General features: G+C 67.0%; 24 protein-coding genes and 1 pseudogene. 1 reads left to right on the forward strand and 24 read right to left on the reverse strand.

The window, feature by feature from the left end:
* Nucleotides 1-23: 23 nt before the first annotated feature.
* Entirely contained in the window at nucleotides 24-260 is a 237-nt protein-coding gene (locus VGZ23_14350; GenBank protein HEV2358771.1) for a hypothetical protein, read from the reverse strand.
* 106 nt (nucleotides 261-366) lie between these two features.
* On the opposite strand from VGZ23_14350, the gene VGZ23_14355 reads away from it, so the two are divergent.
* Entirely contained in the window at nucleotides 367-1,458 is a 1,092-nt protein-coding gene (locus VGZ23_14355) for an IS5 family transposase (GenBank protein HEV2358772.1), read from the forward strand.
* A 153-nt stretch (nucleotides 1,459-1,611) separates the two neighbouring features.
* On the opposite strand, the gene VGZ23_14360 is transcribed toward VGZ23_14355, so the two are convergent.
* The 23 genes and pseudogenes from VGZ23_14360 to VGZ23_14470 all read right to left on the reverse strand — a co-directional run bounded on the left by VGZ23_14360 (nucleotide 1,612) and on the right by VGZ23_14470 (nucleotide 25,957).
* Entirely contained in the window at nucleotides 1,612-3,981 is a 2,370-nt protein-coding gene (locus VGZ23_14360) for a hypothetical protein (protein HEV2358773.1), read from the reverse strand.
* Nucleotides 3,982-4,164: 183 nt separating this feature from the next.
* Nucleotides 4,165-5,559: an ABC transporter substrate-binding protein gene (locus tag VGZ23_14365; protein HEV2358774.1), complete on the reverse strand. Its 1,395-nt coding sequence runs from the start codon at nucleotides 5,557-5,559 to the stop codon at nucleotides 4,165-4,167.
* Nucleotides 5,560-5,775: 216 nt separating this feature from the next.
* Nucleotides 5,776-6,528, reverse strand: a complete 753-nt coding sequence (locus VGZ23_14370; GenBank protein HEV2358775.1) for a hypothetical protein — start codon at nucleotides 6,526-6,528, stop codon at nucleotides 5,776-5,778.
* Between the two features lie 10 nt (nucleotides 6,529-6,538).
* Nucleotides 6,539-7,273, reverse strand: a complete 735-nt coding sequence (locus VGZ23_14375; protein HEV2358776.1) for an ABC transporter ATP-binding protein — start codon at nucleotides 7,271-7,273, stop codon at nucleotides 6,539-6,541.
* On the reverse strand, nucleotides 7,270-8,025 hold the full coding sequence (locus VGZ23_14380) for an ABC transporter ATP-binding protein (GenBank protein HEV2358777.1): 756 nt from the start codon (nucleotides 8,023-8,025) through the stop codon (nucleotides 7,270-7,272). Before VGZ23_14380 ends, VGZ23_14375 begins: the two co-directional genes overlap by 4 nt.
* 1 nt (nucleotide 8,026) lies before the next feature.
* Nucleotides 8,027-9,100, reverse strand: a complete 1,074-nt coding sequence (locus VGZ23_14385) for a branched-chain amino acid ABC transporter permease (protein ID HEV2358778.1) — start codon at nucleotides 9,098-9,100, stop codon at nucleotides 8,027-8,029.
* Complete coding sequence (locus VGZ23_14390; protein ID HEV2358779.1) at nucleotides 9,097-9,978, reverse strand: branched-chain amino acid ABC transporter permease; 882 nt, start codon at nucleotides 9,976-9,978, stop codon at nucleotides 9,097-9,099. The genes VGZ23_14385 and VGZ23_14390 overlap by 4 nt, the downstream gene beginning before the upstream one ends.
* Before the next feature lie 412 nt (nucleotides 9,979-10,390).
* Nucleotides 10,391-11,323, reverse strand: a complete 933-nt coding sequence (locus VGZ23_14395) for an inorganic phosphate transporter (protein ID HEV2358780.1) — start codon at nucleotides 11,321-11,323, stop codon at nucleotides 10,391-10,393.
* A gap of 12 nt (nucleotides 11,324-11,335) precedes the next feature.
* On the reverse strand, nucleotides 11,336-11,980 hold the full coding sequence (locus VGZ23_14400) for a DUF47 family protein (protein ID HEV2358781.1): 645 nt from the start codon (nucleotides 11,978-11,980) through the stop codon (nucleotides 11,336-11,338).
* A gap of 822 nt (nucleotides 11,981-12,802) precedes the next feature.
* Nucleotides 12,803-13,801 carry a Gfo/Idh/MocA family oxidoreductase gene (locus tag VGZ23_14405; protein HEV2358782.1) on the reverse strand — a complete coding sequence of 333 codons (999 nt, stop codon included), beginning with the start codon at nucleotides 13,799-13,801 and terminating at the stop codon, nucleotides 12,803-12,805.
* A 66-nt stretch (nucleotides 13,802-13,867) separates the two neighbouring features.
* Nucleotides 13,868-13,969, reverse strand: a pseudogene (locus VGZ23_14410) (thioesterase).
* Nucleotides 13,970-13,982: 13 nt separating this feature from the next.
* Nucleotides 13,983-14,873 carry a hypothetical protein gene (locus tag VGZ23_14415; GenBank protein ID HEV2358783.1) on the reverse strand — a complete coding sequence of 297 codons (891 nt, stop codon included), beginning with the start codon at nucleotides 14,871-14,873 and terminating at the stop codon, nucleotides 13,983-13,985.
* A gap of 140 nt (nucleotides 14,874-15,013) precedes the next feature.
* Entirely contained in the window at nucleotides 15,014-16,087 is a 1,074-nt protein-coding gene (locus VGZ23_14420; protein HEV2358784.1) for an ABC transporter ATP-binding protein, read from the reverse strand.
* A 1-nt stretch (nucleotide 16,088) separates the two neighbouring features.
* On the reverse strand, nucleotides 16,089-16,919 hold the full coding sequence (locus VGZ23_14425) for a carbohydrate ABC transporter permease (GenBank protein HEV2358785.1): 831 nt from the start codon (nucleotides 16,917-16,919) through the stop codon (nucleotides 16,089-16,091).
* The gene (locus VGZ23_14430) at nucleotides 16,920-17,855 is read right to left on the reverse strand and encodes a sugar ABC transporter permease (GenBank protein ID HEV2358786.1); all 936 of its coding nucleotides are present in this window, start codon (nucleotides 17,853-17,855) and stop codon (nucleotides 16,920-16,922) included. It abuts the gene before it with no gap.
* A gap of 36 nt (nucleotides 17,856-17,891) precedes the next feature.
* On the reverse strand, nucleotides 17,892-19,262 hold the full coding sequence (locus VGZ23_14435) for an extracellular solute-binding protein (GenBank protein HEV2358787.1): 1,371 nt from the start codon (nucleotides 19,260-19,262) through the stop codon (nucleotides 17,892-17,894).
* Between the two features lie 58 nt (nucleotides 19,263-19,320).
* Nucleotides 19,321-19,668, reverse strand: coding sequence for a hypothetical protein (locus VGZ23_14440; GenBank protein HEV2358788.1), 348 nt, complete (start codon nucleotides 19,666-19,668; stop codon nucleotides 19,321-19,323).
* Nucleotides 19,669-19,686: 18 nt separating this feature from the next.
* Entirely contained in the window at nucleotides 19,687-20,421 is a 735-nt protein-coding gene (locus tag VGZ23_14445) for an ABC transporter ATP-binding protein (GenBank protein HEV2358789.1), read from the reverse strand.
* On the reverse strand, nucleotides 20,408-21,133 hold the full coding sequence (locus tag VGZ23_14450) for an ABC transporter ATP-binding protein (GenBank protein HEV2358790.1): 726 nt from the start codon (nucleotides 21,131-21,133) through the stop codon (nucleotides 20,408-20,410). Before VGZ23_14450 ends, VGZ23_14445 begins: the two co-directional genes overlap by 14 nt.
* 116 nt (nucleotides 21,134-21,249) lie before the next feature.
* Nucleotides 21,250-22,251, reverse strand: coding sequence for a branched-chain amino acid ABC transporter permease (locus VGZ23_14455; protein HEV2358791.1), 1,002 nt, complete (start codon nucleotides 22,249-22,251; stop codon nucleotides 21,250-21,252).
* Nucleotides 22,248-23,114, reverse strand: a complete 867-nt coding sequence (locus VGZ23_14460) for a branched-chain amino acid ABC transporter permease (GenBank protein ID HEV2358792.1) — start codon at nucleotides 23,112-23,114, stop codon at nucleotides 22,248-22,250. Before VGZ23_14460 ends, VGZ23_14455 begins: the two co-directional genes overlap by 4 nt.
* Before the next feature lie 49 nt (nucleotides 23,115-23,163).
* Nucleotides 23,164-24,294, reverse strand: coding sequence for an ABC transporter substrate-binding protein (locus tag VGZ23_14465; protein HEV2358793.1), 1,131 nt, complete (start codon nucleotides 24,292-24,294; stop codon nucleotides 23,164-23,166).
* A gap of 205 nt (nucleotides 24,295-24,499) precedes the next feature.
* Entirely contained in the window at nucleotides 24,500-25,957 is a 1,458-nt protein-coding gene (locus VGZ23_14470; GenBank protein ID HEV2358794.1) for an aldehyde dehydrogenase family protein, read from the reverse strand.
* Nucleotides 25,958-26,512: the final 555 nt, after the last annotated feature.

Below are 26,512 nucleotides of genomic sequence, written 5' to 3' on the forward strand. Positions count from 1 at the left end.
AAGTGAGATCGGTAGCAAGCATGTCAGGCGGTCCGAAAATCCCCTTCTGAATCCTGGAGCACGCGCAAGAAAGTCGCCGGATTGGACTCAAACGTCAGGCGCTCGCCAGCCTCTCGCGCGATGATCTCGTTGAGCTTGAGGGCCTGGGCGCTGGTATCGTCGCCGATAACGACACTATCGATACCTTGCAATGCAAGACAGAGTTTCAACGTCGACGGGTGCATGGCGAACTTTTCCCGGCGGCCGTCGCCAGTCGTCATTCAACGGCTAGCAGGGTGCGGAAAAAGCAGGTGTGGCCGCGTGAGTGATGAATCTATGTTTAGACGTAAACATAGCCTCGTACGCACCCCCTTCGGAGGACTCACAATGCGCGGCGACGATCCTGAGCAGCCCGGGGTGTTCAGCTACGTCATGCCGGAGCAGCGGGTGCCGCAGGATCATCCGCTGCGCGCGATCCGGGCGATGGTCGATACGGTCCTGCACGAGCTCTCGCCCGCGTTCGACCGCCTGTACTCGAAGGTCGGCCGGCCCTCGATCCCGCCCGAACGGCTGCTGCGCGCGTTGCTGGTCCAGGTGCTCTACACGATCCGCAGCGAGCGCCAGCTGATCGAGCAACTCGACTACAACCTGCTCTACCGCTGGTTTGTCGGGCTCAATATGGATGACCCGATCTGGGACGCGACGACCTTCACGAAGAATCGCCAGCGCCTGCTCGACGGCGATATCGCGCAGGCCTTCTTTGAGCGCGTGCTGGCCCAGGCGCGGGAGCGGCACCTGCTCTCGGCAGAGCACTTCACCGTCGACGCCACGCTGCTGGAAGCGTGGGCGGGGCTCAAGAGCTTCCGGCCGAAGGACCAGGATCCGACTGACCAGCCGCCCCCGGACGATCCGGGGAATCCGACCGTGAACTTTCACGGCGAACGACGCCGCAATGCCACCCATCAGTCGACGACGGACCCGGACGCACGGCTGTTCCGCAAGGGCAACGGGCGTGAGGCGAAGCTGTGCTACATGGGTCACGTGGTGATGGAGAACCGCCACGGCTTGGTAGTGCGGGCCCAAGCGACGGCCGCGACGGGGACCGCGGAAGCGCACACGGCTGAAGATCTGGTCGAGCAGGTGGCGGGCGAGCGGCGCTGCACGATGGGGGCGGACAAAGCCTTCGACACCGCGGACTTCGTCGATGCGATGCGCGACTTGAATGTCACCCCACATGTGGCCCAGAACACGACGGGTCGCCAGAGCGCCATCGACGAGCGGACGACCCGGCACCCCGGCTATGCGATCAGCCAGCGGACCCGCAAGCGGGTGGAAGAGATCTTCGGCTGGCTGAAGACGGTGGGCTTGATGCGCAAGCTGCGCCATCGTGGCACGGAGCGAGTGGACTGGATGTTTATCTTCGCCTGCGCTGTCTACAATCTCGTGCGACTCCGCAATCTGCGGGAGGCCGCCGCATGAAGGAGACGTGTCTCTTGACGACGTTGAGGACAGTAAGTCACACCGAATCCCGAACCCCGGGATCGTCGCAGGCCCTCGATTAAGCATGGTCCCGATCGGTGTGGGCACGACGAACGCACCTGAGCTCAATTTTTCTGCACCCTGCTAGAAGCGCTACTTGCGGTAGACTACGGTCTTGACGTCGGGGTTGATGAAATTGTCGTTGAGAAAGACCGCCAGCACGATCGTGTAGTCGCCGCGGCTGAGCCCGTCCGCCGGATTGAAGGAAAAACCGCCGCTCTTGGGCCCGGCAACAGTGCCGGCCTTGACGACCTGTCCGTCGCCTCGCACGACGAGATACCGGCAGACCGCGTTGATGTCGTCATAGGCGCCGGACGTATTGCTCCCGAGCGCTTCCGTGACCATCTTGTAGTAGCGGTCGTACTTGAACACGCGCTCCACGTCCGGCCGGAACTCGATCCGGCCCCCGCGAACGGCGATCGTCCGGATGAACGCGCGGCGGGGATACACTTCCTTGTCGAACGAGCCGACGCCGAGCGGGTAACTGAGGTCCCGAAAGACCCCCAACACCACGCCGGTCTGCGACCACGACTGGAGCCGGTAGGGACCGTTCGTAACGAGAAAATGGTGGTGTTCGCGATAGAAGGCCGCGAGCGCGCGCCACCGTTTCCGCGCGTCCCCGGCCGTCACCATGCCCCGCAGCGCCTCCGGCACGTAGCCTTGGGCCGCGAATTCGTCGACGATCCGGGCCAGTCGCTCTCGCTGCGTCGGTGAGCGGACGAGATCGAGGACCGGCACCCGAAGGCGCGCCGCCGCTTCCGGGGAGAGCGTGCCGACGCCGCGCCGGGCGGCCTCGTCCATAAGCGCGAGCACGTGCCACGGCACAGTGCTCCACGGCATCGCCACGAGCGGGGTATATTGGTCGGCCCCCGCGTACCCGAGGTAGACCCGGACGATCGGCACGTCGTACCGCAGCTTCAGGTCGCCGCCGAGGTCTCTCACGACCTTCTGAACGCCGGTGATCTTGACGCCGGCGAGAAACCGCCGGACCAACACGGTGTCGCGGCCGACCGCCGGATCATACGCGCCGCGATCGCCGCCCGGTCCTACCCCCCAGCGATAGGCAAAGGCGAACGGATACAGCACGTCCGCGGCGGTCATCGACGTACCGTCGTGAAACAATGAGGCGAGCACCCGGTACTCCACCATGTCGGCCGCCCGCTTACCCGGCCCGACGCGATCGAGCGCGCCGCTTCCCCTATGCGGCAGGACCGCGTCGGCGGGAACGTCGACCTGGTGCCGGGACGCATCGGGCACCGCGACGCCGCCGAAGGCGCGCTGGACCTTCACGCTCCAGGTTTCCCAACTGCCGATCCGGTTGGCGATCCAGCCGCCGCCGTAGGGCGCGGGCAGCATCGCCGGGTCGCCCACGGCCGCCCACACGAGGCGCCCGAGCGGATCCCCGAAGCCGGCCACCGGATTCCACGCCGCGGGCGGCCTACCCCCTCCGGGGGGCGGCGCCGCCAGGCCGAGGCGCAACACGCCGTTCCACGGAAAGTCCTTGAGCTTGGCGGTGCGGACGAAGATGCCGGAGTCGAACCCGTCGTAGGAATCGAACCCGACGTTCTCGATGCCCGGCGAGTAGGCGCTGCTGTAGTACTCCCGGCGCGTCGTGTAGCCGGCGACGACGCGCTCGCATCCGCGCCGCAGCAGGGACACGAGACGCCTCTCGAGGTTGACCGACTGCGCCTCGCTGCGCGGCTCTCCCGAGATCAGCTGTCCGTACACCCGGTCGATGTCCGCACGGGCCGTGTGATCCCCGACGCTTCCGGCCATCAACAGATACGCGTCGAACCAGCCTTCCTTGAGCCAGGGCGGGCCGATCCATCCGGCAAACCGGGTCGCGTGAGCGGCCAGGAGATCGCGCAGCGTAACCGTCTCGACGCGCACGTCCCAGTCGGCCGTCGCGCCGCGCCACGCGGACGCGCCGAGCAGCGCTGCCGCGGCGGATCCGTCCGCGATCACGACCAGGCCGCCGGTACCGGGAGTGCCGGCAGGAGCGGATGTTCCTTTCCGCGCCGCCGCCGCGAGGTCGGCATGGGCAAGGTAGTCCTCGTGGTAGGGCGTCACCGGGTAAGGCGCAAACACGAAGCCCCCGTGCTTGGCCGTCAGCATCCCCGCGGCGCGCTGCGCCGCTGCGCAGCGCGCCGCGCCGTCTTTGAGCCGGCCGGCGTTGACCGTTAGGACGACATAGGCGTCGAGCGAGTCAATCGACGTCACGTCGGCGGGCGGCTGCCGCCCTTCATAGGGGTTGCCGCCGACAAACGCGTGGATCGCCGCCCGGCCGAGCGGGCCTCCCGCGGCGGCGGGCGTCATCGATTCGATCCGAATTTCGTGCGGGTAGTAGGACGGGTCAAACGGCGACTCGTGCCCGGCCCGCGTCGGCACGGTCAGCGTCAGCACCAGCACCGCGGCGGTGGCCGAAAGGCGCAGCACGTCCCCGGCGTGCCGGGGCCGCGTCATCTGAAATCGGCGGCCCCGGCTGCGGGGCCGTTCGGGCCTGCGGCGCGAGCCAGGACGTCCCCGCGCCAGACGGGGGGCGGGACTGCCGGCGGAGGCGGACTCAACGCGAAGCATGGATCATCGGCGGTCAAAAAGACGGGAGCCGCGGGATGCCGCGGCCCCCGCCTCACAACCGTGCGGCGACTAGCCCGCGACCTTCGGCCAGGTCTTGTTGATCCAGTCGGAGGTCCGGGTATCGTCGCCCTTCGGCGCCGGCCAGCCGGGCGGTGCCGTGATGCTGCGGATCGGGATGGTGATGACCCGGCTGGTATCCATCGTCTGGAACGGGTAGTTCGGGTAGTTCTTGGTGAAGCCGGTCATCGCGTCCTTGTAGCCCTGATGGTTGTCCGGACGGAACCACACGTATCCGCCGGGGCCGGCGTAGCCGAGTCCCTCGAGCTGGCTGATGATCGCCTCGTCATCCGGCCAGCCGCCGGTCAGCTTGTTCGCCTTCGCGATCGCCACCTGCAGCATGTGCATCGCGGAGTACCCGCCCTCGGCCTGGAAGTTCGGGTACTCCTTCCACCGCGCGTAGTACGCGTTGACGAAGTCGTTGTTGAGCGGCCACTTCCTCCCGGACGGGAACGTGAAGTAGTAGTTCGCGTGGCAGCCTCCGATCACGCCCTCGGGGTGATCCTTGCCGATCGCCTGCGGCGCAACGCCCAGCGCGAGCGTGGTAGCATACTTCATCTTCTTGTAGAGGCCGTACCCCAGCGCCTGTTTGTAGAAGGCGATGTAGTCGCCGCCCCAGACCGAGGTGAAGAGGATGTCCGGCTTCGCCGAGATGGCCTTGGTGATGTGGGCCGCGAAATCGGTGGTCCCGAGCTTGGGCCACCCCTCCATGACGACCTGCGAGCCGGGCAGCAGCTTCTCGCTCACGACCCGGACGTGCTGGAACGCGTTCCGGCCGTACGAGTAGTCGGGATGGATGTGGGCGATCCGCCGCACGTGCGGGTACGTCTGCGCCATCGCGATCGCCGCGGTCACGCCGTCGGCCGACTGGATGTTCGTGATGCGGAAGATGTACTTGGGATCCGGGACGGCCTTGTCAAACAGAAAGTCCGTGCAGCCGTCGACGAAAATCGTGAGCACCTTCAGTTCTTCCGCGACCGGGCCCAGCGCCGGCGTGTTGCCGCTGGACGTGATGCCGGTGAAGAAGTCGATCTTCTCCGAGACCTTGAGCCGCCTCAGCTCCTTGACGTTCGCGTCCGTGCCGGCGTTCTCGTCGGCCTTGATCAGCTCGATCTTGCGCTTCCCGAGCAGGCCGCCCTTCGCGTTGATCTCCTCCACGGCGAGCACCGTGCCCTTGTACATCGGCTCGCCGAGCACCGCGGCCGGGCCGGAGAAGAACGTCATCTGGCCGACCTTGAACGGCGTGTCCGGGATCTTGCCGGAGGCCGGCTGCGCCTGGGCCAGATCGGGCGCGGCCAGACGGCCGGCTCCCGAGACGGCCGCGGCACCGACCGCCGCCGTCCCGACGGTGACGCCCATCTGCGTGAAGAACTCTCGACGACTAACTTCCTTCTTGTTGTCAGCCAAGCTTCCCCACCCCCTATGTGCCGCGCCGATCGCGTTCAAGCGCCACCCGGGGCTCCGCGAAAGGGCCGCAAACCGGGCAGCCGCAAACCGGGCAGCGGCAACCCGCTATATTAGCCGCCTGCGGTACGGTTCCTCTATCAAAGATCTGTAACGGGCGCCGCCGCGGTCGTTACAAAGCCCGCGGCCGGGTGTAATGGCCGGCGGATCCCCGAGGGGTTATGCCGGCGTGGCCCCCGCGTGCGCCGGCGGCACGACCGGCCTCTCCGCCGAACCGGCTGTCTCGGCGCGGTTGATCAACCACGCCAGCGCGAGCACGGCGAGCGTCGTCCCGATCAGCACGACCAGGCTGGCGATGGAGGAGATCGTCGCGAGCAGGGCGAGTGTGCCGCTGGTCAAGCCCTGCAGGGCGAGTGCGAGGACGGGAAGAACCGGGGCGCCGCACCCTGTGACCCCGCACGACGACGTGAACAGACCGAGCGTGCTGAACACGGCACCGGCCGCCCCGCCGCGTCCTCCGCGTGCGGCCGCCCAGCCGCCGACGGTCCGTCCCCCGCTGTGGGACTCACGCCGTCCGCCGCGCGCGGAAAACCACAGCGCAAAGTATGCGCCGAATGCGACGCCCATGTAGATCCACCGGATGAAGTCCGGGATGCCCGCGGAGAATCCCCACGCCGGCTCGTCATACGGGCTGTTGGCGATGAACCAGAAGATGGCCACGTTCGAGAGGAACTCGATCTTGCGCGCGAGGGTCACGTCCGGCGACAGCACCCACGACGGCGCGTGCCGGAGCCACGGGTTGAAGGTGAAATAATCGTACGGTTTGCGGAACACCGACAGCACGATCACAGGCAGGAAGACGTCGAGGGCCACGACGGCCAGCGCGACGCCGGCGAAGACGGACGGCCTCGCCCGTATCGCCCGCCAGATCGTGGCGAAGGTGCCGGAGACGCCGCGTGCGATGCCTTTCATGAGACCACCCCTACCCGCGGATCGTCTGCATGACGGACTCGTTCGCGAACACGTCGGCCGGCGCGCCTTGGAAGAGGATCTCGCCGCGATCGATGACGTACAGCCGATCCGCGACCTTGGCCGCGCTCACAACGTTCGATTCGGCGATCAGCATCGAGATGCCCATGTCTTGAATCTTACGGACGGCGTCGGCGAACCGGTTGACGACGACCGGCGCGAGACCCTCGAACGCTTCGTCGAGCAGCAGCACGGACGGCAGGAGTGACATCGATCGGGCGATCGCGACCATCTTCTTCTCGCCTCCGCTCAGGTGCAGACCCTTGCGGGGCAAGAGGCGTCGCAGCTCCGGGAACAACTCATCGATCGCGTCGCTGTGCCGGGCGCGGGCGCCGTCCCCCGCGCCAGGCGGGGTTCCGGCCAGCCAGGTCCCCATGCGGAGATGTTCGGCCACGGTCAGGTCCGGGAAGATCCCGCAGTCGTCGGGCGCGTAGCCGATGCCACGACGCGCGCGGATGTGCGTGGCGATCGCCGTGATCTCACGTCCGTGATACGTGACGGTGCCCGAGTGAACCGGCAGGAGGCCCATCACACTTTCCATGGCGGTCGTCTTGCCGGCGCCGTTCCGTCCGACCAGACATACGGTCTCGCCGCTGTGCACGGCCAGCGACACATCGCGCAGCACGTGCGCCTGACCGCGGTAGACGTTGACGCCGTCGAGCGCGAGCACGGTCCCCGGCTCCGTCATCGGATCACGTTCCGTCCGAGCATCGCCGCGACCCGCTCGTCGCGCACGATCTCGCCGGGCGCGCCCGCGGCGAGCACGCGTCCCTCGTGCATCAAGAGGATGGCGTCCGAGTACTTGAAGACGATGTCCATATCGTGCTCGACGATGACCGCGCTGAGGCCGTGGGACCGCACGACGGACTCGATCCGGTCCATGATCTGGCTCTTCTCGCGCGTGCCCACGCCGCTCGTCGGCTCGTCGAGCAGGATGAGCCGCGGCCGCAGCGCGTAGGCGAGCGCGACGTCGAGCAGTTTGCGCTCGCCCTGCGCGAGCCCGCCCGCCGCGACGTTCCACTTGTCGGCGAGGCCGAAGTCCGCCAGGACCCTGCGGGCCTCGTCCTCCGCTTCACGGTCGCGATCGGCGACGTGCAGGGCTTTATGGGTCTTGTTCTCGCGGGTGAACACCGCGAGCCGCACGTTATCCAGCACCGTCATGAGGTCGAACAGGTTGACCAGCTGGAAACTGCGCGCGATCCCCGCCTTGATCCGGCCGAAGACCGGCAGCGTCGTGATGTCCTGCCCGGCGAAGACGATCGTCCCCGCGTCGGGCTGCAGGAGACCGGTGATCAGATTCACGAGCGTGGTCTTGCCGGCGCCGTTGGAGCCGACGACGGCGACGAGGCGTTCCGGCTCGACGAAGAAGTCCACGCCGTCGACGGCGTGGTTGTCGCCGAAGGATTTCCGAAGTCCCTGCGCGGCGAGCAGCGGCGGCATGTCAGCCCTCCCCGCGCAGGCCCGTCTGACGCGGGCCGGACGGCCCGGTCTCGGCGCCCTGGCGCACGCCCGTAGGCCCAGGGGCAACCAGCCGGCGGCCGATCCGCGCGAGCGTGCCGATAATGCCTTCGGGCATCACCATGACCAGGATCACCAACACGACGCCGAGCAGCAGTTGCCAGTACTCGGTGCGGCCGACCGCGTACGCCTTAAGGTAGTTGAAGACCACCGCGCCGACGATCGGACCCGAAAACGTCCGAAAGCCGCCGAGCACGGCCATGAAGACGATCTCCCCGGAGAACGGCCAGTAGAGGGCCTCCGGCGTGGCGAGGCCGTTGAGCGGCGCCCAGAGCGTCCCGGCGACGCTGGCGAACATGCCGGACAGGACGAACGCGATCCAGCGGTACCGGCGGACGCGAATGCCGATGAACTCGGCGCGAACCTCGTTGTCCCGGATCGCCTGAAGGGCCTTGCCGAAGGGCGAGTTCACGATCAGCCACATCATGCCGGCGCAGACCGCGAACACGACGAGCGTGTAGTAGTAGTACTGATGTGAGAGGAACGTCACCTTGTCGGCCGGGGTCCCGAGGACGCCGCCGAGGAGGGTGGGCGTCGGGACGCGCAGGCCGTCGGTCCCGCCGGTCACCCAGAAAAGTTTGAAGGCCAGGCTCCACAGCACCTGTGAGAGCGCGAGCGCCAGAATGGAAAAGAAGATCCGGGTGTAGCGCACGCAGACGAAGCCGAACAGCGCGGCGATGACGATGCCCGACAGCGCTCCCGCCGCGAGAAACGCCTCCATCGACACGACGTGCAGATACTTGAACACGAAGCCGGCGGCGTACCCCCCGGCGCCGAAAAACGCGGCGTGCCCGAACGACAGCAGGCCCGTGTACCCGAGGAGCAGGTTGAGGGCCAGGGCCGCGATCGCGAACGCGAGCCCGTAGGACAGGATGATCGTCTGATAGGTCGGTGCAACGTACGGAAAGATGAGCAGCAGCACCGCGACCGGCACCAAGTAGGCGCCGGCCGGAACCACCCTCGCAGGGCGCGCGACGGTGACGGCCGTGTCGTTCACGACGACGACCGGCTGAAGAGGCCCGCGGGCCGCGTGACGAGCACGGCCGCCGCCATGAGGTACAAGACGGCCAATTCCAGCTCCGGGAAGAAGCTGATTGCCAGCGTGCGCACGACCGCCACGATGAAGGCCCCGGCCATCGCGCCCTCGAGGCTTCCCAGGCCGCCGATGACGACGACCACGAACGAGAGGACGAGGGCATCCACGCCCATGCCGAGCACCGCACCCTGAATGGGGACGATGACGGCGCCGGCGACGCCGGCCATGAGACATCCGAGCGAGAACGCGAGCACGTAGAGCGCCCGCACGTTGACGCCGAGCGAGACCGCCATCTTGCGGTTCTGCGACGTCGCCCGCAGCATCACGCCGAACTTCGTCCGGTACACGAAGGCCCAGAGCAGGACGGCGCTCACCGCTCCGACGGCGATCACGAGCAGGTTATAGGCCGGATAGTCGGACCCCAGCACGGTGATGGTGCCGAACGCGCTCCACAGCGTGCTGGCCGAGAGCGGCGTGGGCCCCCACACGAACTTTGTCAGGTCCTCGAGGATCAGCAGCAGGCCGAACGTCAGGAGCAGCTGATACTCCTCGGCCCGGTCGTACAGCGGCCGGAGCAGGGTCGGCTCGATCACGGCGCCGACCAGCCCGACGATCACCCCGGCGACCGGCAGCAGCAGGAGCAACAGCGGGGGCGCGACGCTCGCGGCCGCGCCGCCGGCCGCCCATGCCATCACGAACGCGCCGAGCATGTAGAGGTTGCCGTGGGCCAGGTTCACGACGCGCATGACGCCATAGACGAGGCTCAACCCGCCGGCGATGAGAAAAAGAACGGCGGTGTACACCGCCGTGTTGAGGGCTTGGACGACAAGGGTTGCCATGAGGCTGTCTGATTCCGCAACAGGCAGGGGCTTCCTGCCGAAAGACGCGCGCCGCGTAGCAGTCGCCGGCGCGCGCGGATGCGTGACCGCGACGCGGCGCTATTGGGCGCCGACGGTGATGTGGACGTGGACTGGCGGAGGGGTGTGGGAATCGGTTTACTTGGTGTCCCGGAGGCGGCCAGAGTCACATGCTTCGGCCTCCTATTCCGAACGCTGGCCGTCGGTGGGGTCGTCGCGCAGATCAAACGGGAGCGCGCGGCTCGACCGACAGAAGAAGAGAGGTGATGCCCGTTGCGGGAAAGCGAGTGCGACGTCGGGTAGACGCCGCCGAAGAACACCTGCGCGATCCAGGAGCCGGCCCACGGAATCGAGACGGCGGTCCCGTACGCTTCGGCATCCGCAGGAGCCGGCCTCAACCGAACGCGTGCCGGGCCAGTATCGCCGCGGCAACATACCCGATGAGGAAGCCGATCACCGGCATCGCCAGCCACGCGTATGCGATGGTCTTCGCGGCCTTCGCCGTCAGCAACCGATGCTTGTAACTGAATCCCGCGCCGAAGACGCCAGAGGTGAAGACGACGCTGTTCGACAGCGGCACCCCGACCAGCGTGGCCGCCTCGATGAGCGCGATCGAACTGAACTGCGCGGTAATCGCATTAATGTACCGCATCGCAACGATCTCGTTTCCGACCCGCCGCAGCTCTCCGGCGCTGAGCCGCGTCGATCCGACGACGATCGCCAGAACGACAAGCACCAGAGTGCGCGGATCATACGGTATCGCCGCGTACACAAATCCGATCGTGTTCGCGCCGAGGGTGAACGCCGCGAAGAACGAAAGCACCAGCAGCGACGCCTTGATCTTCCTGATCGTGCCCCATATGCTCCGCTCGCCGAGGATTCGACGGGAGACCCTCATCAAAAACACGATCGCGACGATCGACGCGAGCGGCGCGCATATCCAAAATGCCAACATCGTGAACACGAACGCCCGATTGATGGCGAGGTGTCTCGCCGCGCCAATCCCCAGGATCACGGCCGCAAACGTCTGCGACAGGGATTGAGGGACCCGTTTCAGATGTGCAACGACGAAGATGACGATCCCGGTGGCAAGCGCGACCAACACCAACGAATCCGTGCTGTTCGGCATCAGCTTCGCAAACCCCGTTCGCATGGCGGGCCCTTCGACCACCAGGCCGAGCGAATAGCCTGCGACGGCGATCCATATCCCCGTCCACCGGGACACGATGCGCGACGAGATCACCGCGCCCGTGCAGACGGACAGGTTGTTTCCGGACACCTGGGCCGCCAACGTACAGACCGCGAGCACGATCGCGAGGTGCAGCATCGGCGGACGAAATCAGGTGATGATGGAGGACACGATGGTCAGCAGCGCATCGGCGGAATCCTCGCAACCGTCCAGGATGCTGTCCGCGAGATAGGCCACCTGGATCATATGGTAGAAGGGTTGGAACGCCGTCGACGTCGCGTAGGCGCGATCAAGCATGCTCTCCTTAATGGCGTCCCCCGTTTCCTCCAGCCGCTCGATCGTCTGCCGCAGGGTCCGGAGTTTCATCACGTCTGCCTGCCCGTACATCTCCAGCAATGTGCCCAGCGCCGAGTCCACAAGGCGGCTCACCTCGACGACCTGCGCGCGAATATAGCGATCCTCCTCCTCGTCTCTGACGCCGTACCGGCTCAATTCCCGAGCGAGATTGTAGATGGCATTCACGATGTCATCGTGATGGCCGAGCAACGACAACATATTGTCGAGCACATTGGGTGCGACGGCACCGGACGTGATCACGTTGGCGATTCTGAACTTCTCGTCGTCCGCTCTCTGCTCGAGTCTGCGTATGTTCGCAATGTCCGGCCTGCTGGGCGCGGGAGCCCCGATCGCCGCGTTGGCCTCCCGCGCGATCAGCAGGATCGCGGAGCACGCTTTGAGCGGGCTTTCTTCGCCGCCCGCGAAGAGTCGTTCGGACAGCGCGCGAAGAATATTCAACGCCTTTCCTCGGGCGTCCGGCAGAACGGCGCCATCACCTTGAGGTTCTTCGGGCCGGACCTCCGGCGGACCCGCCTGACCGCCCGAGGGCGCCCCGCTTCAGGGATCGCGCACCCCTGGCGACGGCCCCATCGACCACCGCCCTCACGGCCAAAAGGATCTCCCGGCGCGCGCGCCCGAGATGGACCCGCACCTCCGCGGGTACCTTGCTCTCCACGATCCGCCAGAATCGACGTTCCCCCGTCGCCGTCCGCCTGGCCCGACGATGCCTCCGCTTGACGGTCATGCCGCCCCCCCCTCACCCCGTCACGATCCAACCCGTTGCCCGCTCGACGGCGCGCTTCCATACCGCGTACTCGCCATCCCGCTGTTCGGCCGGCCATCGCGGCGCAAAGACGCGCTCCGCGCGGCGTCGCGCGCCCGGTACCTGGTCGAGAATCCAGGCGGCTTTGAGCGCGGAGAAGTACGTCGCAACCGGCAGTCCCGAACATCACGAGCGGCTCCGTCCCATAGGTCAACTTTGCAAACCGGCCGAATAGCCGGAACGGCCGTCCACACGCCACGCTCCCCGAAATACTATCGCGCGGAGTTGGCGCGCACTCGGATTCTGGCTACAGTACGTGTGCTTCGTGCCGACGTGATGGAGCGGCACCCTTGATTAAATACGGGGTGGCTGACGGGACGTGAACCCGCAACCCCCATAGCCACCGCCTGGTTCGGTCCCCTTCCGTTCGTGTCCGCCTATGTGCTTCTACGTTCTTCTCCCGCCGCACGGTCGTGCTAGGGCCTACGACGTGAGCGAGAGGCGTCCCGGACACGTTGTTAGCCGGCGGCGGGCTCGGGAAGCGGCAAGGCGATGGGGCGGCTCTCGCGCACCGCGCGGTAGGACGCCTCGATCAGCTCCGTCGCGCGATAGCCGTCCGCAGCGGTTGCGGCCGGGGAACGCTCGCCAAGCACGGCGTCGATGAAGAGCCGGTCCTCAGCGACGTAGCCCCATTTCTGTTCGAACGGCATCGCAAGACAGTCGATGGCTTCGACCTGGACACGCGGTCCCGCGCTGAACGCGGCGCGCTCGAGCTCCTCCGTGACGACGGACGCGTGGTCGCCGTAGACCTCGATGCGCTCCGAGGGGAAGAGCCAGCTCGCGTGCGCCACGCTGGTGACCGTCGCGATCACGCCGCTGTGAAACCGCAGCAACAACGCGAAGGCGTCGGGCTCCGCATAGACGCTCTGACGCGCCCACCCCTGAAGTTCGGCCACATCCCCGAAGAGAAACCGCGCCATGTCGAACAGATGGACCGGCGTCTCGTACAGGTAGCCGCCTGTGACCTTCGGATCCGAGGTCCACGGCGGCTGGCGCAGTTCACCGCGGTTGTGCTTCATCTGTGCCGCGATCGGCCGGAGACGGCCCTCGTCGATGAGCCGCCGCGCGAACGCGTAGACGTTGGCGAAGCGCCGGTTGAATCCGATCTGGTAGACTCCGCGTGCCCGTTCCGACTCCCTGCGAATTCGCCAGGCCTCCTCGAGCGACGTGGCCATCGGTTTCTCCGAGAACACGTGGGCGCCGTGCGCAAGGATGGTGAGCACCGGCTCGACGTGGCGCGTGTTGGGGGTCGTGACGTAGACGGCCTCGGCGCCGGCGTCGAGCAGCGCCCCCAGATCCGGGAGCGCCCGCGTTTCGACCTCCCCGGCCAGACGCACCGCCGCGGCCGGCACCACGTCGGCGACGCCCGCCAGGGTGACTCGGGGATCGGCCTTCAGATTGAGCGCGTGTACGCGTCCGATGAAGCCCGCTCCGAGAATCCCGACCCTGACGGCCATCGCGCAGGCTCAGTTGGCGCCGCGGCCGGACGTCTCCTTCCCAGGCGTGTGCCGTACGGCGAACCGGCACAAACTGTCCACCGGGAAGTTGCTCCCGAACATCATCCGCTGCGGCGTGAACATCGCGATCATTTCGAGGACGACCCACCGGTTGTCCTCGACCGTCCAGGGACACCCGGGTTCATAGATTGATAAGGTCATCGTGGGGCCACTCCCGCTTTGCGTGGAAGTTGTAGGGCACAAAGTCGTCATGGAGGATCGCGTTCGCCCACCGGCCGACAGCGTACCACGTCCTCGCGCGGAGCAGCGGCAGCGGGTCGACGGCGCGCTCGAACCGGACGTAGTCTGGCCACTCGCCGGAGAACTGGCTCGGCCAACGTCGCTTCCGCGGATGGTCCGGCACGCGACCTCCCCGACGCGATGCCTCGAAGTCCTTCCGCAGTATCGGCGCTATCCCGGCTAGGTGCTCCCACCCTTCTGGCAACGAGCCGTGCTTGCCCCACTGGACGAGCACGGTCGGGCGGGCGCCGGCCGCCCCGGGGCCGCCCGTCAGCACGCGCCCGTGAAAGTAGGTCGCGACCTCAACCAACACGAGATCGGACGGCCGATACCGGACCCACACGATTTCATGGTCGCTCGGTTCGTCATCGTCGGGGTAATCCCAGTCGTCCTCCCAGAAGAGGTGGTAGCCGATGATCGGATCGGCCGGGTGGTGGACGGCCGCGCAGTCGCGCAACTCGAAACACTCGGCCCGCGTCGTCAGCGTAACCGGGCAAAAACGCTCAACCGCCTCCCGCTCTGGGTCGGTCGGGAAACGGGGAGGATCGAGCTCGTTCACCCGTGCATAAAGGGCGCGTGCCGCATTGAGCCGTCCGACGTTGTGTTCGAGCATCGCCAGTTGTTCCAGATGGTGCGTGTCCTCGGCGTCCTCCGCCACGACTGCGCGCAGCGCGGCAATCGCCGCTTCGATGACAGGGTCGTTCTCCCGGCGCGTAGTCCCCCAGTCAACCCGGGCGGCCACGGCCAGCAGGGCGCGGGTCGCGGCCTGAAGGTCAGCGTCCGCGCGAGACATCGCGGAGGAAGACGCACGCGGTCGAACCCCGCCGCCCGCCGCGCAGACGCATCAACGCAACACGGTCGGATCGCCGCGATGTCATCGCAACCGTGGCGGCGCAGCGCGGGCCATCCGCCCGAGGCATGAGGGGGGCTCCGTCATCTCGCCGCCTCCTGGCTCACGGTCAACGGCACCACCGTCCCGTTCTCGGGGTCGAACAGGTGCGCCTGTTCCCACTCGAACTGTAGGCGGACGGACTGCCCGGGCATGACTCGGGTCCGAGCATCGGCCAGAATCCGCAGGTGTGCTTCCCCGCACAAGGCGTGAATCAGCACCTCCCGCCCCATGGGCTCCGCAAGCATGACCTCCGCATGCAGTTCCCCTTGGGCGGCGATCCGCAGGTGCTCGGGCCGGATGCCCAGCACGTACCCGCCCGGGAGAACCGGCCGGGACAGGCGATGGATGACCATCGAACCGAAGGTGAGGCGTCCATCGGCAACCTGGACCTGGAGGAAGTTCATCGGCGGGGTGCCGATAAACTCCGCCACGAACCGGGACGGCGGATGATCGTAGAGCTCACCTGGCGTCATGACCGCGACCAGCTTGCCATTCTGCATCACCCCGACCCGATCCGCGATGCCGAGCGCCTCAGCCTGGTCGTGCGAGACGAAGAGCGTCGTGATCCTCAGCTCTCGTTGCAGCCGTTTGATCTCGGCGCGCGTGACCTCGCGCAGCCGGGCGTCCAGGTTCGAGAGCGGCTCGTCAAGGAGGAGGACGGCGGGCGCTTTCACCAGCGCCCGGCACAAGGCGACCCGTTGCTGCTGACCGCCCGAGAGCTGCCCGGGACGGCGGGGCAGCACCTCGGTGATCCCCGCTAACGCGGCCACCTCGTGCACCCGCCGGGACACCTCCCCTGCCGGGAGCCGCTTTACCCGCAGGGGGAACGCGATGTTCTCAAACACGGTCAAATGAGGATACAACGCATAACTTTGGAACATCATCCCGACCCCTCGATTCTGCGGCGGGACGTCATTGACCACGCGGTCCCCGAAGAGGATGCGACCCGCGGACGGCCGGTAGAGACCGGCGACCAGAAACAGGGCGGTCGACTTGCCGCACCCGGACGGTCCGAGCAGCGCCACGAGCTCTCCCTCCCCAACGGTCAGGGAGATGTCGTCCACAGCGATCACCGGCCCGAACCGCTTGGACAGGTGCTCGAGCACGACCCGCACGTCAGCCCTTCACCCCGCCCGAGAAGATCTGCAACAGGTACTTCTGGGTCAGTGTGAAGATGAGCACCGCCGGCAGAATGTAGAACACGGCCAACGCCGTCACGAGCCCGTAGTCCGCGAAGCGTTCCTCCCCCGCCAGGCCGGCCATCAGGACTGAGAGCGTCTGCGATCCCTGACTTGGCAGCAGCACGTACGGGAGCAGAAACTCGTTCCACCCGCTGAGGAAGGCGAAGATGCCAAACGCAAAGAGACCGGGCTTGATCAGGGGGAGCATCACACGCCACCACACCCTGAGGCGGGAGTATCCATCCGTCAGGGCGGCCATCTCGATGTCCCATGGGACCCCGTCGTAGAATCCCTTCATGATCCAAATCCCCAGCGGAAGATCGAGCGCGAGCTTCACGAAAATTACGCCGGCCAACCGATCGTACAAGCCGAGGAAGCGCAGGATCAGGAAGATCGCGATCAAGAGGGTGACGCTCGGGAACGAGTGCAGGGCGATCGTCGAGGACAGGAACACGCCACGGCCGGGGAAATTCAATCGGGACAGCGCGTATGCGGCCATCGATCCGACGCAGAGTTCGAGGACGGCCAGCGCGACGGCGAAGGTCAGCGAGTTGGCGGTCGCGACCCAGGCGTTCGCCTGGTTGGGCAGTGTGCTCCACAGGAACCGCCAATTCTCGAGGGCCAAGCCGTGCGGAACCAACCCGGTGATACTCCCGCTGAACGACGCGAGGAGGAGCCAGCCGTACATCACGATGATCGGCCCCGAAAGGACGACCAGCGCCAGCGCGACGGCCCAGCGCCCGCGGGGCACGACGGCGTCGGGCACTCAGTTCACCTCAATCCTGGGAGGCGCGACGAGCTCCCCGAACCGGAACACGCGCAGTAACACGAGCGACGCGGCCAGCCCGAGGACGACGAGCACCGCAGCGAGCGCCGCGCCCAGGCCGAACTGCGTGTTCCCGAAGTAGTTGGACAGCGCCAGATGGAACGCGTACAGCGACCACACCTCGGTCGTAAAGAATCCCGGCCCCCCGTTGGTCGTCAGCAGGATGTACTCGAACGACGTCAGGAGCGACAGCGTCTGGTACGCCGTCACGAACAGGACCGGCCACCGCAGCCACGGCAGCGTAATGCGCCAGATCTGCTGCCACGACGACGCCCCGTCCACCTGGGCGGCCAGGTACTGGTCCCGTGGGATCGCCGCGATCGCGGACGAGAAGATGATCATGCCGAACGAGGCGCCGACAAACCCGTTCAGCGCGATGACGAACCCCCACGGGTGCGCATTCATCCAGTTATGTCCGGGGACGCCCACAAGCCCGAGCAACTGGCTGAGGGTCCCGTATGGGGGTTGGGCGGCGAACCACCGCCACATGAGCGCATACACGACGGACGGGGTAATCCGCGGCAGCATCCAGAGGACCCGGAACATCCCGGCGACACGCGCCGAGAGGTGGGCGGTCAAGATCGCCAGCACGAGCGCCATGCCGACGTTGAAGAGCACCAGCGTACCGACCACGTAGAGGACCGTGTTCCGAAGCACCAGCACAAGCCACGGACTGCCGGTAAGCTGCCCGTAGTTCGCGAGGCCGATCCACTGGTACTGGTTCAGTCCGGTCGAGACGCTGAGGTTCGTCAGGCTGATCACGATCGTCAGGACGGCAGGGGCGAGGAACAAGGCCAGGATCACGAGCACGGCGGGACCCAGGAACATAGTGGGATGCCCGGCGACACCCCACAGGCGGCGGATGTCGCGTCTCACAGCCGGCATTGCCCGCGCGGGATTCCGGGCGTGCCCCTACCGAATGAGCACGTTATTACCCAGGTTGGTCCGCAGCTGCTGCGTCACCGTCTGCACGGCCTGATCGGGTGTCATCTGTCCGCCGATCACGGCCGACAGGCCGAGCCACATCGCCTGATCGTACGTGCCAAACAGCTTGTTGTTCGGCAGGAACGTTGTGTCCTTCAGCATATAGATCGTCTCCGACGCGAACCGGTCATGCGCATACTCCGGGACCGCGGCCTCGTTCGTGAGGATCGCGAGGTGGCCACTCGTCACCGCGTGACGGGCGTTGAGCTGTGGTGTCGTGGCGAGCGCCAGGATCCGTGCCGCGAGATCCGGATACTTCGAATTCTTGCTGATCATGTACACGATGGGGTGACTTAGGGTGACCGGCTTGCCGCCCTTGCGCCCCGCCGGCACGAGGGCAAACCCGTACGTCTTCCACAGGTCGTCGGCCGGCATCTTGTACTGCGCGATCCATTGCGCCCAGCACCAGGTCCCGCACTGCGTGAAGAGCACCTGCCGGCTCACGACAACCTCGTGCCAGCTGTTCCAGTCGGTGCCGATGAGGTCCTTCGGGGTCACCTTGTCGGTGACGACGGCATCATGAAAGAACGTGTATTCGTCGTGCAGGGCCTTGGTGTCGAGCAGCAGCTTGCCGCTCGCGTCCTGCGTCCGGCCCCCGAACGCCTCGTAGTACATGTAGTAGTCCGGGCCGTTGATCGGCCGGATCCACCACCCGTGCCCGGGCGTGACGACCCCCTTCTCCACCGCCTCCTTCGCGGTCTGCAGCAGATCGGCGAGCGTGAACTGACCGGCCTCGATCGCCTTGGACAGCCCGGCGATCTTCTCCTGAGGCCATCCGAGTTTGGCGAGCAGCGGCATGTTGTAATAGAGAGGCCGGGCCTCGACGTCCTGCGGGATCGCGTAGATCTTCCCCTCGAACTTGGTGGCCACCCAGAGGGTCGGGATGACCCTGGAAAACTCCGGGTACTTCTTGACGTAGGCGTCCAACGGGATGACGTAGCCGGCCGCGGCCCACGCGGCGATGTCCTCGTGACCGGTCGCCACGATGTCGGCCGCCTTTCCAGACTGCGCCGCCAGCACGAATCGCTGCTTGTAGGAACCCCAGTCCCCGGTTGAGAACGTCGCGTCCAGGGCAACCCTCATCCCCGAGCCCTCGGACGCCAGTTGCTGGTTGAGGGCGTCCGCGGCGGTGAGGAGGTTGTCCTTCCGATTGTACGAGGGCTCGTCGGGACCGATCGTCCACGCCGTCAGATGCACGACCTGTGCGGCGGCGGCGCTCGTTGGTGCGGGCACCACGGCTCCTTGTGCCGCAAGCGCCAGGAGAGACACGAGAGCGATGCTGGCGATACGCCTGCTCATACGGTTACCCTCCCTTCCCACACATCGCACCACACCGAACGGCTTTCATTGCAGCGCCTCAAAATCCGCTGGAACCGGCCGACGGCGCAGCGCCTCGCACGTCGGTCGCGACGGCCTCGGGAGGACACGAAACCTCACGCTGCCCGATCATCGACGACGCGTACGCCGGCTTCCATCCGGGACTCATCGGCTCCTTCAGGTACGGCTCCAGCTCCTTCGGGTCGCATCCCGAGAGACCCGCCTCCACGCCGCGCGCCGGGGCCAACTCTTCCACGACGGCGTCCGTGACGAGCAGCGCCGGCCCCGGCTCAACGCCGAGCCCCTGCACCACCTCCGCGATCTGCGCGGAGGCTCCGGGCCCGAACCAGACCCGGCTTGGCGCGGAACGGCCGCGCGGATTCCACATGATGCGCCTGCGACATCGTCACACGTCTCCTTCCGGGCGCTCCTTGCCTGCAAGCCCCAGGTACGCCGAGCGGACAGCCGCGCTCTCGCGGAGCTCGGCGCTCGTGCCGCCCAGCGCGATCCGCCCGGTCTCCAAGACGTACCCCCGGTCGGCAACGGCGAGCGCGCGGCGGACGTTCTGCTCGACCATGAGAACCGCCGTATCGCTCCGTTGGATCTTTCCGATCACGCCGAAGATCGTCGAGGCCACCTTCGGAGCGAGCCCCAGCGACGGCTCGTCAAGGATCAACAGACGCGGGCGAAGCATGAGCGCCCGCCCGATCGCCAGCATCTGCTGCTCTCCGCCGGAGAGCGTCCCCGCGCGCTGCCGGGAACGCTCGCCGAGGATCGGGAACAGCGCGCGCACGCGCTCGAGGCTGGCCCGCCGATGCGCGCGGGCGGAGGCGATGTAGGCGCCGAGCTCGAGGTTTTCGTGCACCGTCAGCGTCCGGAGGATGCCCCGGCCGTCCGGCACGTGCGCGATCCCGAGATCCGCCAGGCGGTGGGCCGGCTCGGCAAAGACGTCGTCGCCGTTCCACGAAATCCGGCCGGCGGCCGCCGCGTGCAGGCGCGAGATCACGCGAAGCAGCGTGGTCTTGCCCGACCCGTTCGCTCCCAATATGGCCACCGCCTCGCCGTCGCCGACCTCCAGGCTGATCCCGTGCAGGACCTCGAGGTCGCCGTACCCGGCGCGCAGCCCTTCAATCCGGAGCATCGCCGCTCCCCAGGTACGCTTCGACCACGACGGGGTCGGAGAGGACGTCGCCGGGACGGCCCGCCGCGATCACGTCGCCGTGATTCAGGACGATCACGCGGGGGCAGAGGGTGACCACGGTCTCCATCACGTGCTCGATGTACACGATCGCGATCCCCAGCGCGTTGACCCGGCGGATGAGCGCGATCCCCTCCTCTTGCTCCGTTGGGTTGAGACCGGCCATCACCTCGTCGAGGAACAGCACGCGGGGCTGCACGGCGAGCGCTCGCGCCAGATCCAGCCGCTTGCGCCGCTCGCTGGGCAGCGCCGACGCCGGGGTGTCCGCCTCCGACGCCAGCCCAACCAGTTCCAGAACGTCGCGGGCGGCGCGAAACGCGTCGGGCACACGCGGCGCGCGCAGCAATGCCGCGACCGCGACGTTCTCCAGGACGGTCATGCGGAGGAACGGACGGGGGGACTGGAACGTTCGCGCCAGCCCGGCCCGTGCCGCCGCTGGGGCAGGGATCCCGGTCACATCCCGGTCTGTGAGGATGACCCGTCCCGCATCGGGAGCCACCAGGCCGGTTGCCGCGTTGACGAAGGTGGTCTTCCCCGATCCGTTGGGGCCGATGAGGCCCACGATCTCGGCGGCGTTCACCGCGACACCGACTCCGTTCAGCGCACGCACCCCACCGAAATATTTTGTGAGGCCGGAAACCTCGAGCAATGCCATCGGCGCCTCTACCCCACCCTAAGAATCCGCCGGGCCAACGCGAATTCTTGAAGACCCGGGGCCCTCCAACGGACGTCTTGGCTCACGCCGTAGGCCACGATTTCACCGTCATATGCTTAGCGGCGGCCCCGCCAGAGAGCAACCAGGCCGGCAGGCTGAATCAAGACGGTGATGATCAGCAAGAGGCCGTACAACGCCGTGCTCGCCCCGCCCCGGGCGCCCAGCGCGGCGTTCGTGACCTGCGTCAACGCGACGACCACCCCTGCGCCGATCACCGGCCCGGCAGAGGTGCCCACGCCCCCCACAATGGCCATGATCGTGATCTCGATCGAGAGCGCCAGCGAGGCGGCGCTGTCGGGGTTGATAAACCCGATGTCAAACGCGTACACGGTGCCGCCGGCCGCGGTCAGGGCCGCGCTGACCGCAAGGGCCCAGAGCTTGGCCCGCCGGGCGGACACGCCGATCGACTCTGCCGCGTCCTGATCGTCCCGGATCGCCCGCAGGTAGTATCCGATCCGGGACCGGCGCACCGCCGACGTCGCCCAGAGGGCCACGAGCAGCAGCGCGAGCGCGATGTAGTAGAACGGCGCCTCCGAGCGGAACATGAGATCCAGCGGACGGTCACCCGTGAACCGGATCGCCAGGCCGTTGTCACCCTGGGTGAGCGCCTGGAAGTGCAGCAGCAGCGCGTAGACGATCTGCGCAAACGCGATCGTCGCCATCGCGAAGAACAACCCCCGGAGGCGGAACACGATGTATCCGAGTCCCAATGCGATCGCCACGGCCAGCCCCGCGCCCACGAGGCCGCCGATGAGCGGTGTGAGGCCGGCGTGCTGCAGGAGCAGCACCGAGGTGTAGGCACCGATCGCGAAGAACGCCGCGTGCCCGAGGGACAGCTGGCCGGCATAGCCCCCGATCAGGTCCCACGCAGTCGCAAGGGCCCCGAACAGGTAGAAGGTTACCCACAGGTGCATCAGGTACGTACCTGGGAACCATACGGGAACCGCCAACAGCCCAAGGAGCACGACGCCTCCGGTCGCTGCCAGCGCCGGCCGGGACCGGGCGCGGTGAACCGCCGTGGATCGCGAGGCCGTCGCCACCGACGCGTGCGGGGTCATACGCGTCCCGTCCCGAACAACCCCTGCGGGCGCACCAGCAGGATGAGAAGAAAGATCAGGAAGGTAGCGACCGGCGCCAGGTCCAGCGCGACGTACGTGGCGATCAGGGCCTCAGTCACGCCGATGATGCCTCCTCCGATCATCGCGCCCACGATATCGCCCGCTCCCCCCAGCACCACGACGACGAACGCCGTGAGGGTAAAGAGCGTCCCTACCGTGGGGAACGTGGCGAGGACCGGCACCATCAGGGCGCCGGCGACCCCGACGAGCGCGGTCCCAATCCCGAACGCGATCAGGAAAATCCCTCGGGTATCGATGCCCAGCAGCACGGCGACCTCCCGGTTTTCGGCCGCGGCCCGCATCGCTTTCCCGAGATCCGTCTGCGTGAGAAGCAGGTACAGGCCCGCGGCCAACAGCATGGCGACGCCGAACGCGATGAGCCGCGGGATCGACAGGAAGACCGATCCCAGCGCGAGACTCGCTGTCGCCAGCGGCGTCACCACGGTCCGGTAATCGGCGCCCCAGACGAACAGCGCTCCGCCCTGCAGGAACGCCGACAGGCCCACGGTCAGCAAAATCTGCGCCTCATCCGTCTGCCCCAGGACCCGGTCGATGAGGAGCCGCTGGGTCAAGACACCGGCAAGAAAGAGAAGGAGGCCCGCCGGGAGCACCACCAGATACGGGTTGAGGTCAAAGAGTCGGGCGAGCCAGTAGGCGGCGAACATGCCGAGCATCAGAAACTCGCCATGGGCGAAGTTGACGATCCGCATGACCCCAAAGATTAGAGTCAGGCCTACTGAGACGAGGCCGTAGACGCCGCCCAGGAGGAGCCCGTTGGCAACGGCCTGCAGGAAGATCACCATGCCGGACCACCTTGACCGGGCGCACCCACGGATCCGACGGCCGGGACGGCTACGACGACACTTGCACCTTCCTGCTCGCGTCCTGCGCCGGATAGACCGTGTGCGGCGCGCCGCCCTGCCACTGCACCATCACCGGATGCGCGTAGACATTCTGGCCCGTGGCGTCGAACTTCACGTGCCCCGGCTGCATCAGCGTCATCGCGCCGTGCGTGAAGTCGAGCGCGTGCAGCTGCTCCTGGATTTTCGCCGCGTCGGCGCTCTTCGCCGTGTTGATCGCCTCCACCACCGCCCACACCTCGGCATAGGCCATGCCGGCGTGCTCGGGCATGAACGTTCCGTACTGCTTCTGGTACCGCGTGACAACCGCCCACAGATCGGGGCGCTGCTTGATGTGGGTGCTGTCCCAGTTCCACGACGCCACGCTCGTCAGGCCGTCCATCTTGCTGCCCAGGTCCTTCCCCATCGCCGGCCAGATGAACCCGGCGCCGCCGCCGATGATCAGCGGATGGATGCGCTGAACGGCCATCGTGTTGATGATGAGCTCCGCGTCGGTCGTGTACCCGACCGGGAACAGCACCTGGGCGTTGGCCTTGCGGATCTCCGTCACGATCGACGAGGCGTCCGTGAGGCCGTGCGGGTATGACGTGAACAGCGCGAGATCGATTCCTGCGTTCTTCGCGAGGGCCTTGATCGGCTCCGCGGTGCTCGTGCCGTACGCCGAGTTCTCATAGATGACCGCCGCGCGCGTCAGTCCGAGATGGTACACGGCGTTCAGCCCCTTGAAGAAGGCGACCTGGGTTTCGCCAAACTGGGTGCCGGTCGGGGCCATCCGGAACGTGTAGTGGTAACCGGACGTCGTGATCTGCGGGGCGATGCTGTGGACCAGGAACGGCACCTGCGCCCGCTCGAACACCGGCTGCGCCGGGATCGTGAGCGGGCTGATGCCCATCCCCACGGCCGCCGTCACCTTCGTGGTGCCGACGAGGCGCTGTGCCGCCGACACCGCCGTCGCGGGGTCGCTCGTGGAATCCACGGTCACGAGCCGCAGCCGCGCGCCGCTCAAGGCCTTGATGCCGCCGGCGGCGTTGACATCCGCCACCGCCATCTCGACGGCGTTCTTGTTAAACGCGCCGACGTCCGCCTGCGAACCGCTGAGGGGCGCATAGAGCGCGATGCTCACCGCCTCCGCCGCCTGCGCCCGACCGATCGCGAACGGCCTCCAACCGGGAGCGATACTCGCGGACGCGGCCGCGGCCCCTACGGCGCCGGCGGCCGTGAAAAGCCTCCGGCGAGTCATCCGCACCACTCTTGATGTCTCCTGACTTTGGCGTTTCCGAGACACCCCTCTCACCCCCGATATGCGTATTGTTTCCGTCACCATCGCGTCATGCGCCGACCTGCATGGCCACGCTCTTGACCCGCGTGTAGAACTGCAGCCCTTCCAGCCCGTGCTCTTTGAACGCCGAGCCGGAGTCCTTAAAGCCGCCAAACGGCGTGTGAACATCCCAGCCCACCGTGGGCAGGTTGACGGAAACGCACCCGACCTCCACCCCTCGCGCAAACGCATGGGCCGCCCGAAGATTCTGCGTCACCACCGAGGCGGAGAGGCCGTAGCGCGTCCCGTTGACGATGGCGATGGCCTGATCGATATCCGAGGCTTCGAGTACCGTGACCACCGGGCCGAAGATCTCGTCCTGCGCGACCTGCATCTGCGGCGAGGCCCGGTCGAGGACCGTGGGGGCCACGAAGTACCCGCGATCCAAGAGATCTCCGTGAAGACGCGCCCCACCAAAGGCAACGACGGCGCCCTCCCGCCGCCCGCCCTCGACGGCGTGGAGGACCCGCTCCAACTGGGTGGTATCCACGACCGGCCCCATGGTGGTGGCGCCGTCCAGGCCGGGGCCGACCTTGATCTGCCGGGCGGCGTTCACGAACTCCTCCACAAATGCGTCCTTGATCTTGGACTCGGCGACGACGCGGCTCGTCGCCGTGCAGCGCTGGCCGGTTTGTCCGAATCCTGCCGCGGACGCGAGTTGGGCGGCGAGCCGAGGGTCGGCGTCGGCGAGCACCACCAGGGCGTTCTTCCCGCCCATCTCCGTCTGCACCCGGATGTTGCGCCCCGCGACGCTCCGCTGCAGTTCGAGCCCGACCGCGGTCGACCCGGTGAACGTCACCGCGCGGACCGCCGGATGATCGAGCAAGGCGGGGCCGACGGCCTGCGCGGGTCCGGTCACCATGTTGACCACCCCGCGAGGGATGCCGGCGTCGTCAAGAGCGCGGAGCAAGTGCCACGCCGACAACGGGGTCAGCGTCGCCGGCTTGAGCACGACCACGTTGCCGGCGATCAGGGCCGGGGCGAGCTTGCGGGCGGGGGTCAGGAACGGATCGTTCCACGGAGCGATCGCCACCACCACGCCCAGCGGCTCGCGCATCGTGAAGGTGAACACGCCTGCCCGCTCGTCGGGCAGGTAGTGCCCGATGGGCAGCCGCCCGTGGGCTCCGAAATAGTCGAAGAAAAACGAGGCGCGGATCACCTCGCCCCGCGCCTCCTGCAGCGTCTTCCCCATTTCCCGCGTCAGATCGCGGGCAATGGCCTCGCCGCGCTCCCGTATCAGATTCGCCGCCTTCTGAAGCAGGGCGCCTCGGGCGACGGCCGTCATCGCTTTCCAGGCGGGAAACGCGTCAACCGCGGCATCGAGCGCGTGGTGGACGTCCGTAGCGTCCATGGCGGGGAACACGGCGACGACGTCCCGTGTATCCGCCGGGTTGATATCAGGAAACTCTTCACCACTATGCGATTCCACCCACTCCCCTGCCACCAGGTCCTTGTACTCAGCCCCCATCGCGTGCTCCCTTCCGCCGCCGGCCCGGCCTACGAAGCCAAGCCGTTATTATGTAAGGGTAGCGCAGAGCATTCCAGGGAAGTATCGGGCGGCGGCCCGTATACGGCATCGGGTATGTATCGTATGTCGCGGGGTCAGTGATGCATGACCGGCCTGAGACGTCAAGTCCCTACTTATTCGTCCATCGGATGCGTCATGTCCTCGGCCAGCTGGTTGCCTGCGCCTGCCGGCCATGTCTGCGCACTCTTCCGCCGCGACGAGGCAGTCAAGGAGCGCGAAGCGAGCATGGTTCCGTCTCCACATGCGCCCACCGCGGCACGCTGCGTGGCATGTTCTGCGCGCGATCTCGCCGTTGGCGTGTCTCGCACGGTGACACTGGTGACAATTCTCGTGTCACCGCGCTGAATGCTTTGCGAAATAAGCGCTGGGGTGGCGGAGGGGTGTGGGAATCGAACCCGCACGCGGGCAATAGATACGCGCACGCGTTCGCTACTGCCCCGTCCTGCCTTCCGCCATTTTCCCCTGTTTACTTGGTTTTTCGGGGGCGGCCAGAGC

The organism is bacterium, assembly GCA_035945995.1.
Classification (GTDB): Bacteria; Sysuimicrobiota; Sysuimicrobiia; order Sysuimicrobiales; family Segetimicrobiaceae; genus DASSJF01.

Excerpts from the sequence above, each read along its gene's own strand:
- VGZ23_14350 (HEV2358771.1), bottom strand. The coding sequence starts at position 260 with ATGACGACTGGCGACGGCCGCCGGGAAAAGTTCGCCATGCACCCGTCG.
- VGZ23_14355 (HEV2358772.1), top strand. The coding sequence starts at position 367 with ATGCGCGGCGACGATCCTGAGCAGCCCGGGGTGTTCAGCTACGTCATG.
- VGZ23_14360 (HEV2358773.1), bottom strand. The coding sequence starts at position 3,981 with ATGACGCGGCCCCGGCACGCCGGGGACGTGCTGCGCCTTTCGGCCACC.
- VGZ23_14370 (HEV2358775.1), bottom strand. The coding sequence starts at position 6,528 with ATGAAAGGCATCGCACGCGGCGTCTCCGGCACCTTCGCCACGATCTGG.
- VGZ23_14375 (HEV2358776.1), bottom strand. The coding sequence starts at position 7,273 with ATGACGGAGCCGGGGACCGTGCTCGCGCTCGACGGCGTCAACGTCTAC.
- VGZ23_14380 (HEV2358777.1), bottom strand. The coding sequence starts at position 8,025 with ATGCCGCCGCTGCTCGCCGCGCAGGGACTTCGGAAATCCTTCGGCGAC.
- VGZ23_14390 (HEV2358779.1), bottom strand. The coding sequence starts at position 9,978 with ATGGCAACCCTTGTCGTCCAAGCCCTCAACACGGCGGTGTACACCGCC.
- VGZ23_14395 (HEV2358780.1), bottom strand. The coding sequence starts at position 11,323 with ATGCTGCACCTCGCGATCGTGCTCGCGGTCTGTACGTTGGCGGCCCAG.
- VGZ23_14405 (HEV2358782.1), bottom strand. The coding sequence starts at position 13,801 with ATGGCCGTCAGGGTCGGGATTCTCGGAGCGGGCTTCATCGGACGCGTA.
- VGZ23_14415 (HEV2358783.1), bottom strand. The coding sequence starts at position 14,873 with ATGTCTCGCGCGGACGCTGACCTTCAGGCCGCGACCCGCGCCCTGCTG.
- VGZ23_14435 (HEV2358787.1), bottom strand. The coding sequence starts at position 19,262 with ATGAGCAGGCGTATCGCCAGCATCGCTCTCGTGTCTCTCCTGGCGCTT.
- VGZ23_14440 (HEV2358788.1), bottom strand. The coding sequence starts at position 19,668 with ATGTGGAATCCGCGCGGCCGTTCCGCGCCAAGCCGGGTCTGGTTCGGG.
- VGZ23_14445 (HEV2358789.1), bottom strand. The coding sequence starts at position 20,421 with ATGCTCCGGATTGAAGGGCTGCGCGCCGGGTACGGCGACCTCGAGGTC.
- VGZ23_14450 (HEV2358790.1), bottom strand. The coding sequence starts at position 21,133 with ATGGCATTGCTCGAGGTTTCCGGCCTCACAAAATATTTCGGTGGGGTG.
- VGZ23_14455 (HEV2358791.1), bottom strand. The coding sequence starts at position 22,251 with ATGACCCCGCACGCGTCGGTGGCGACGGCCTCGCGATCCACGGCGGTT.
- VGZ23_14460 (HEV2358792.1), bottom strand. The coding sequence starts at position 23,114 with ATGGTGATCTTCCTGCAGGCCGTTGCCAACGGGCTCCTCCTGGGCGGC.
- VGZ23_14470 (HEV2358794.1), bottom strand. The coding sequence starts at position 25,957 with ATGGGGGCTGAGTACAAGGACCTGGTGGCAGGGGAGTGGGTGGAATCG.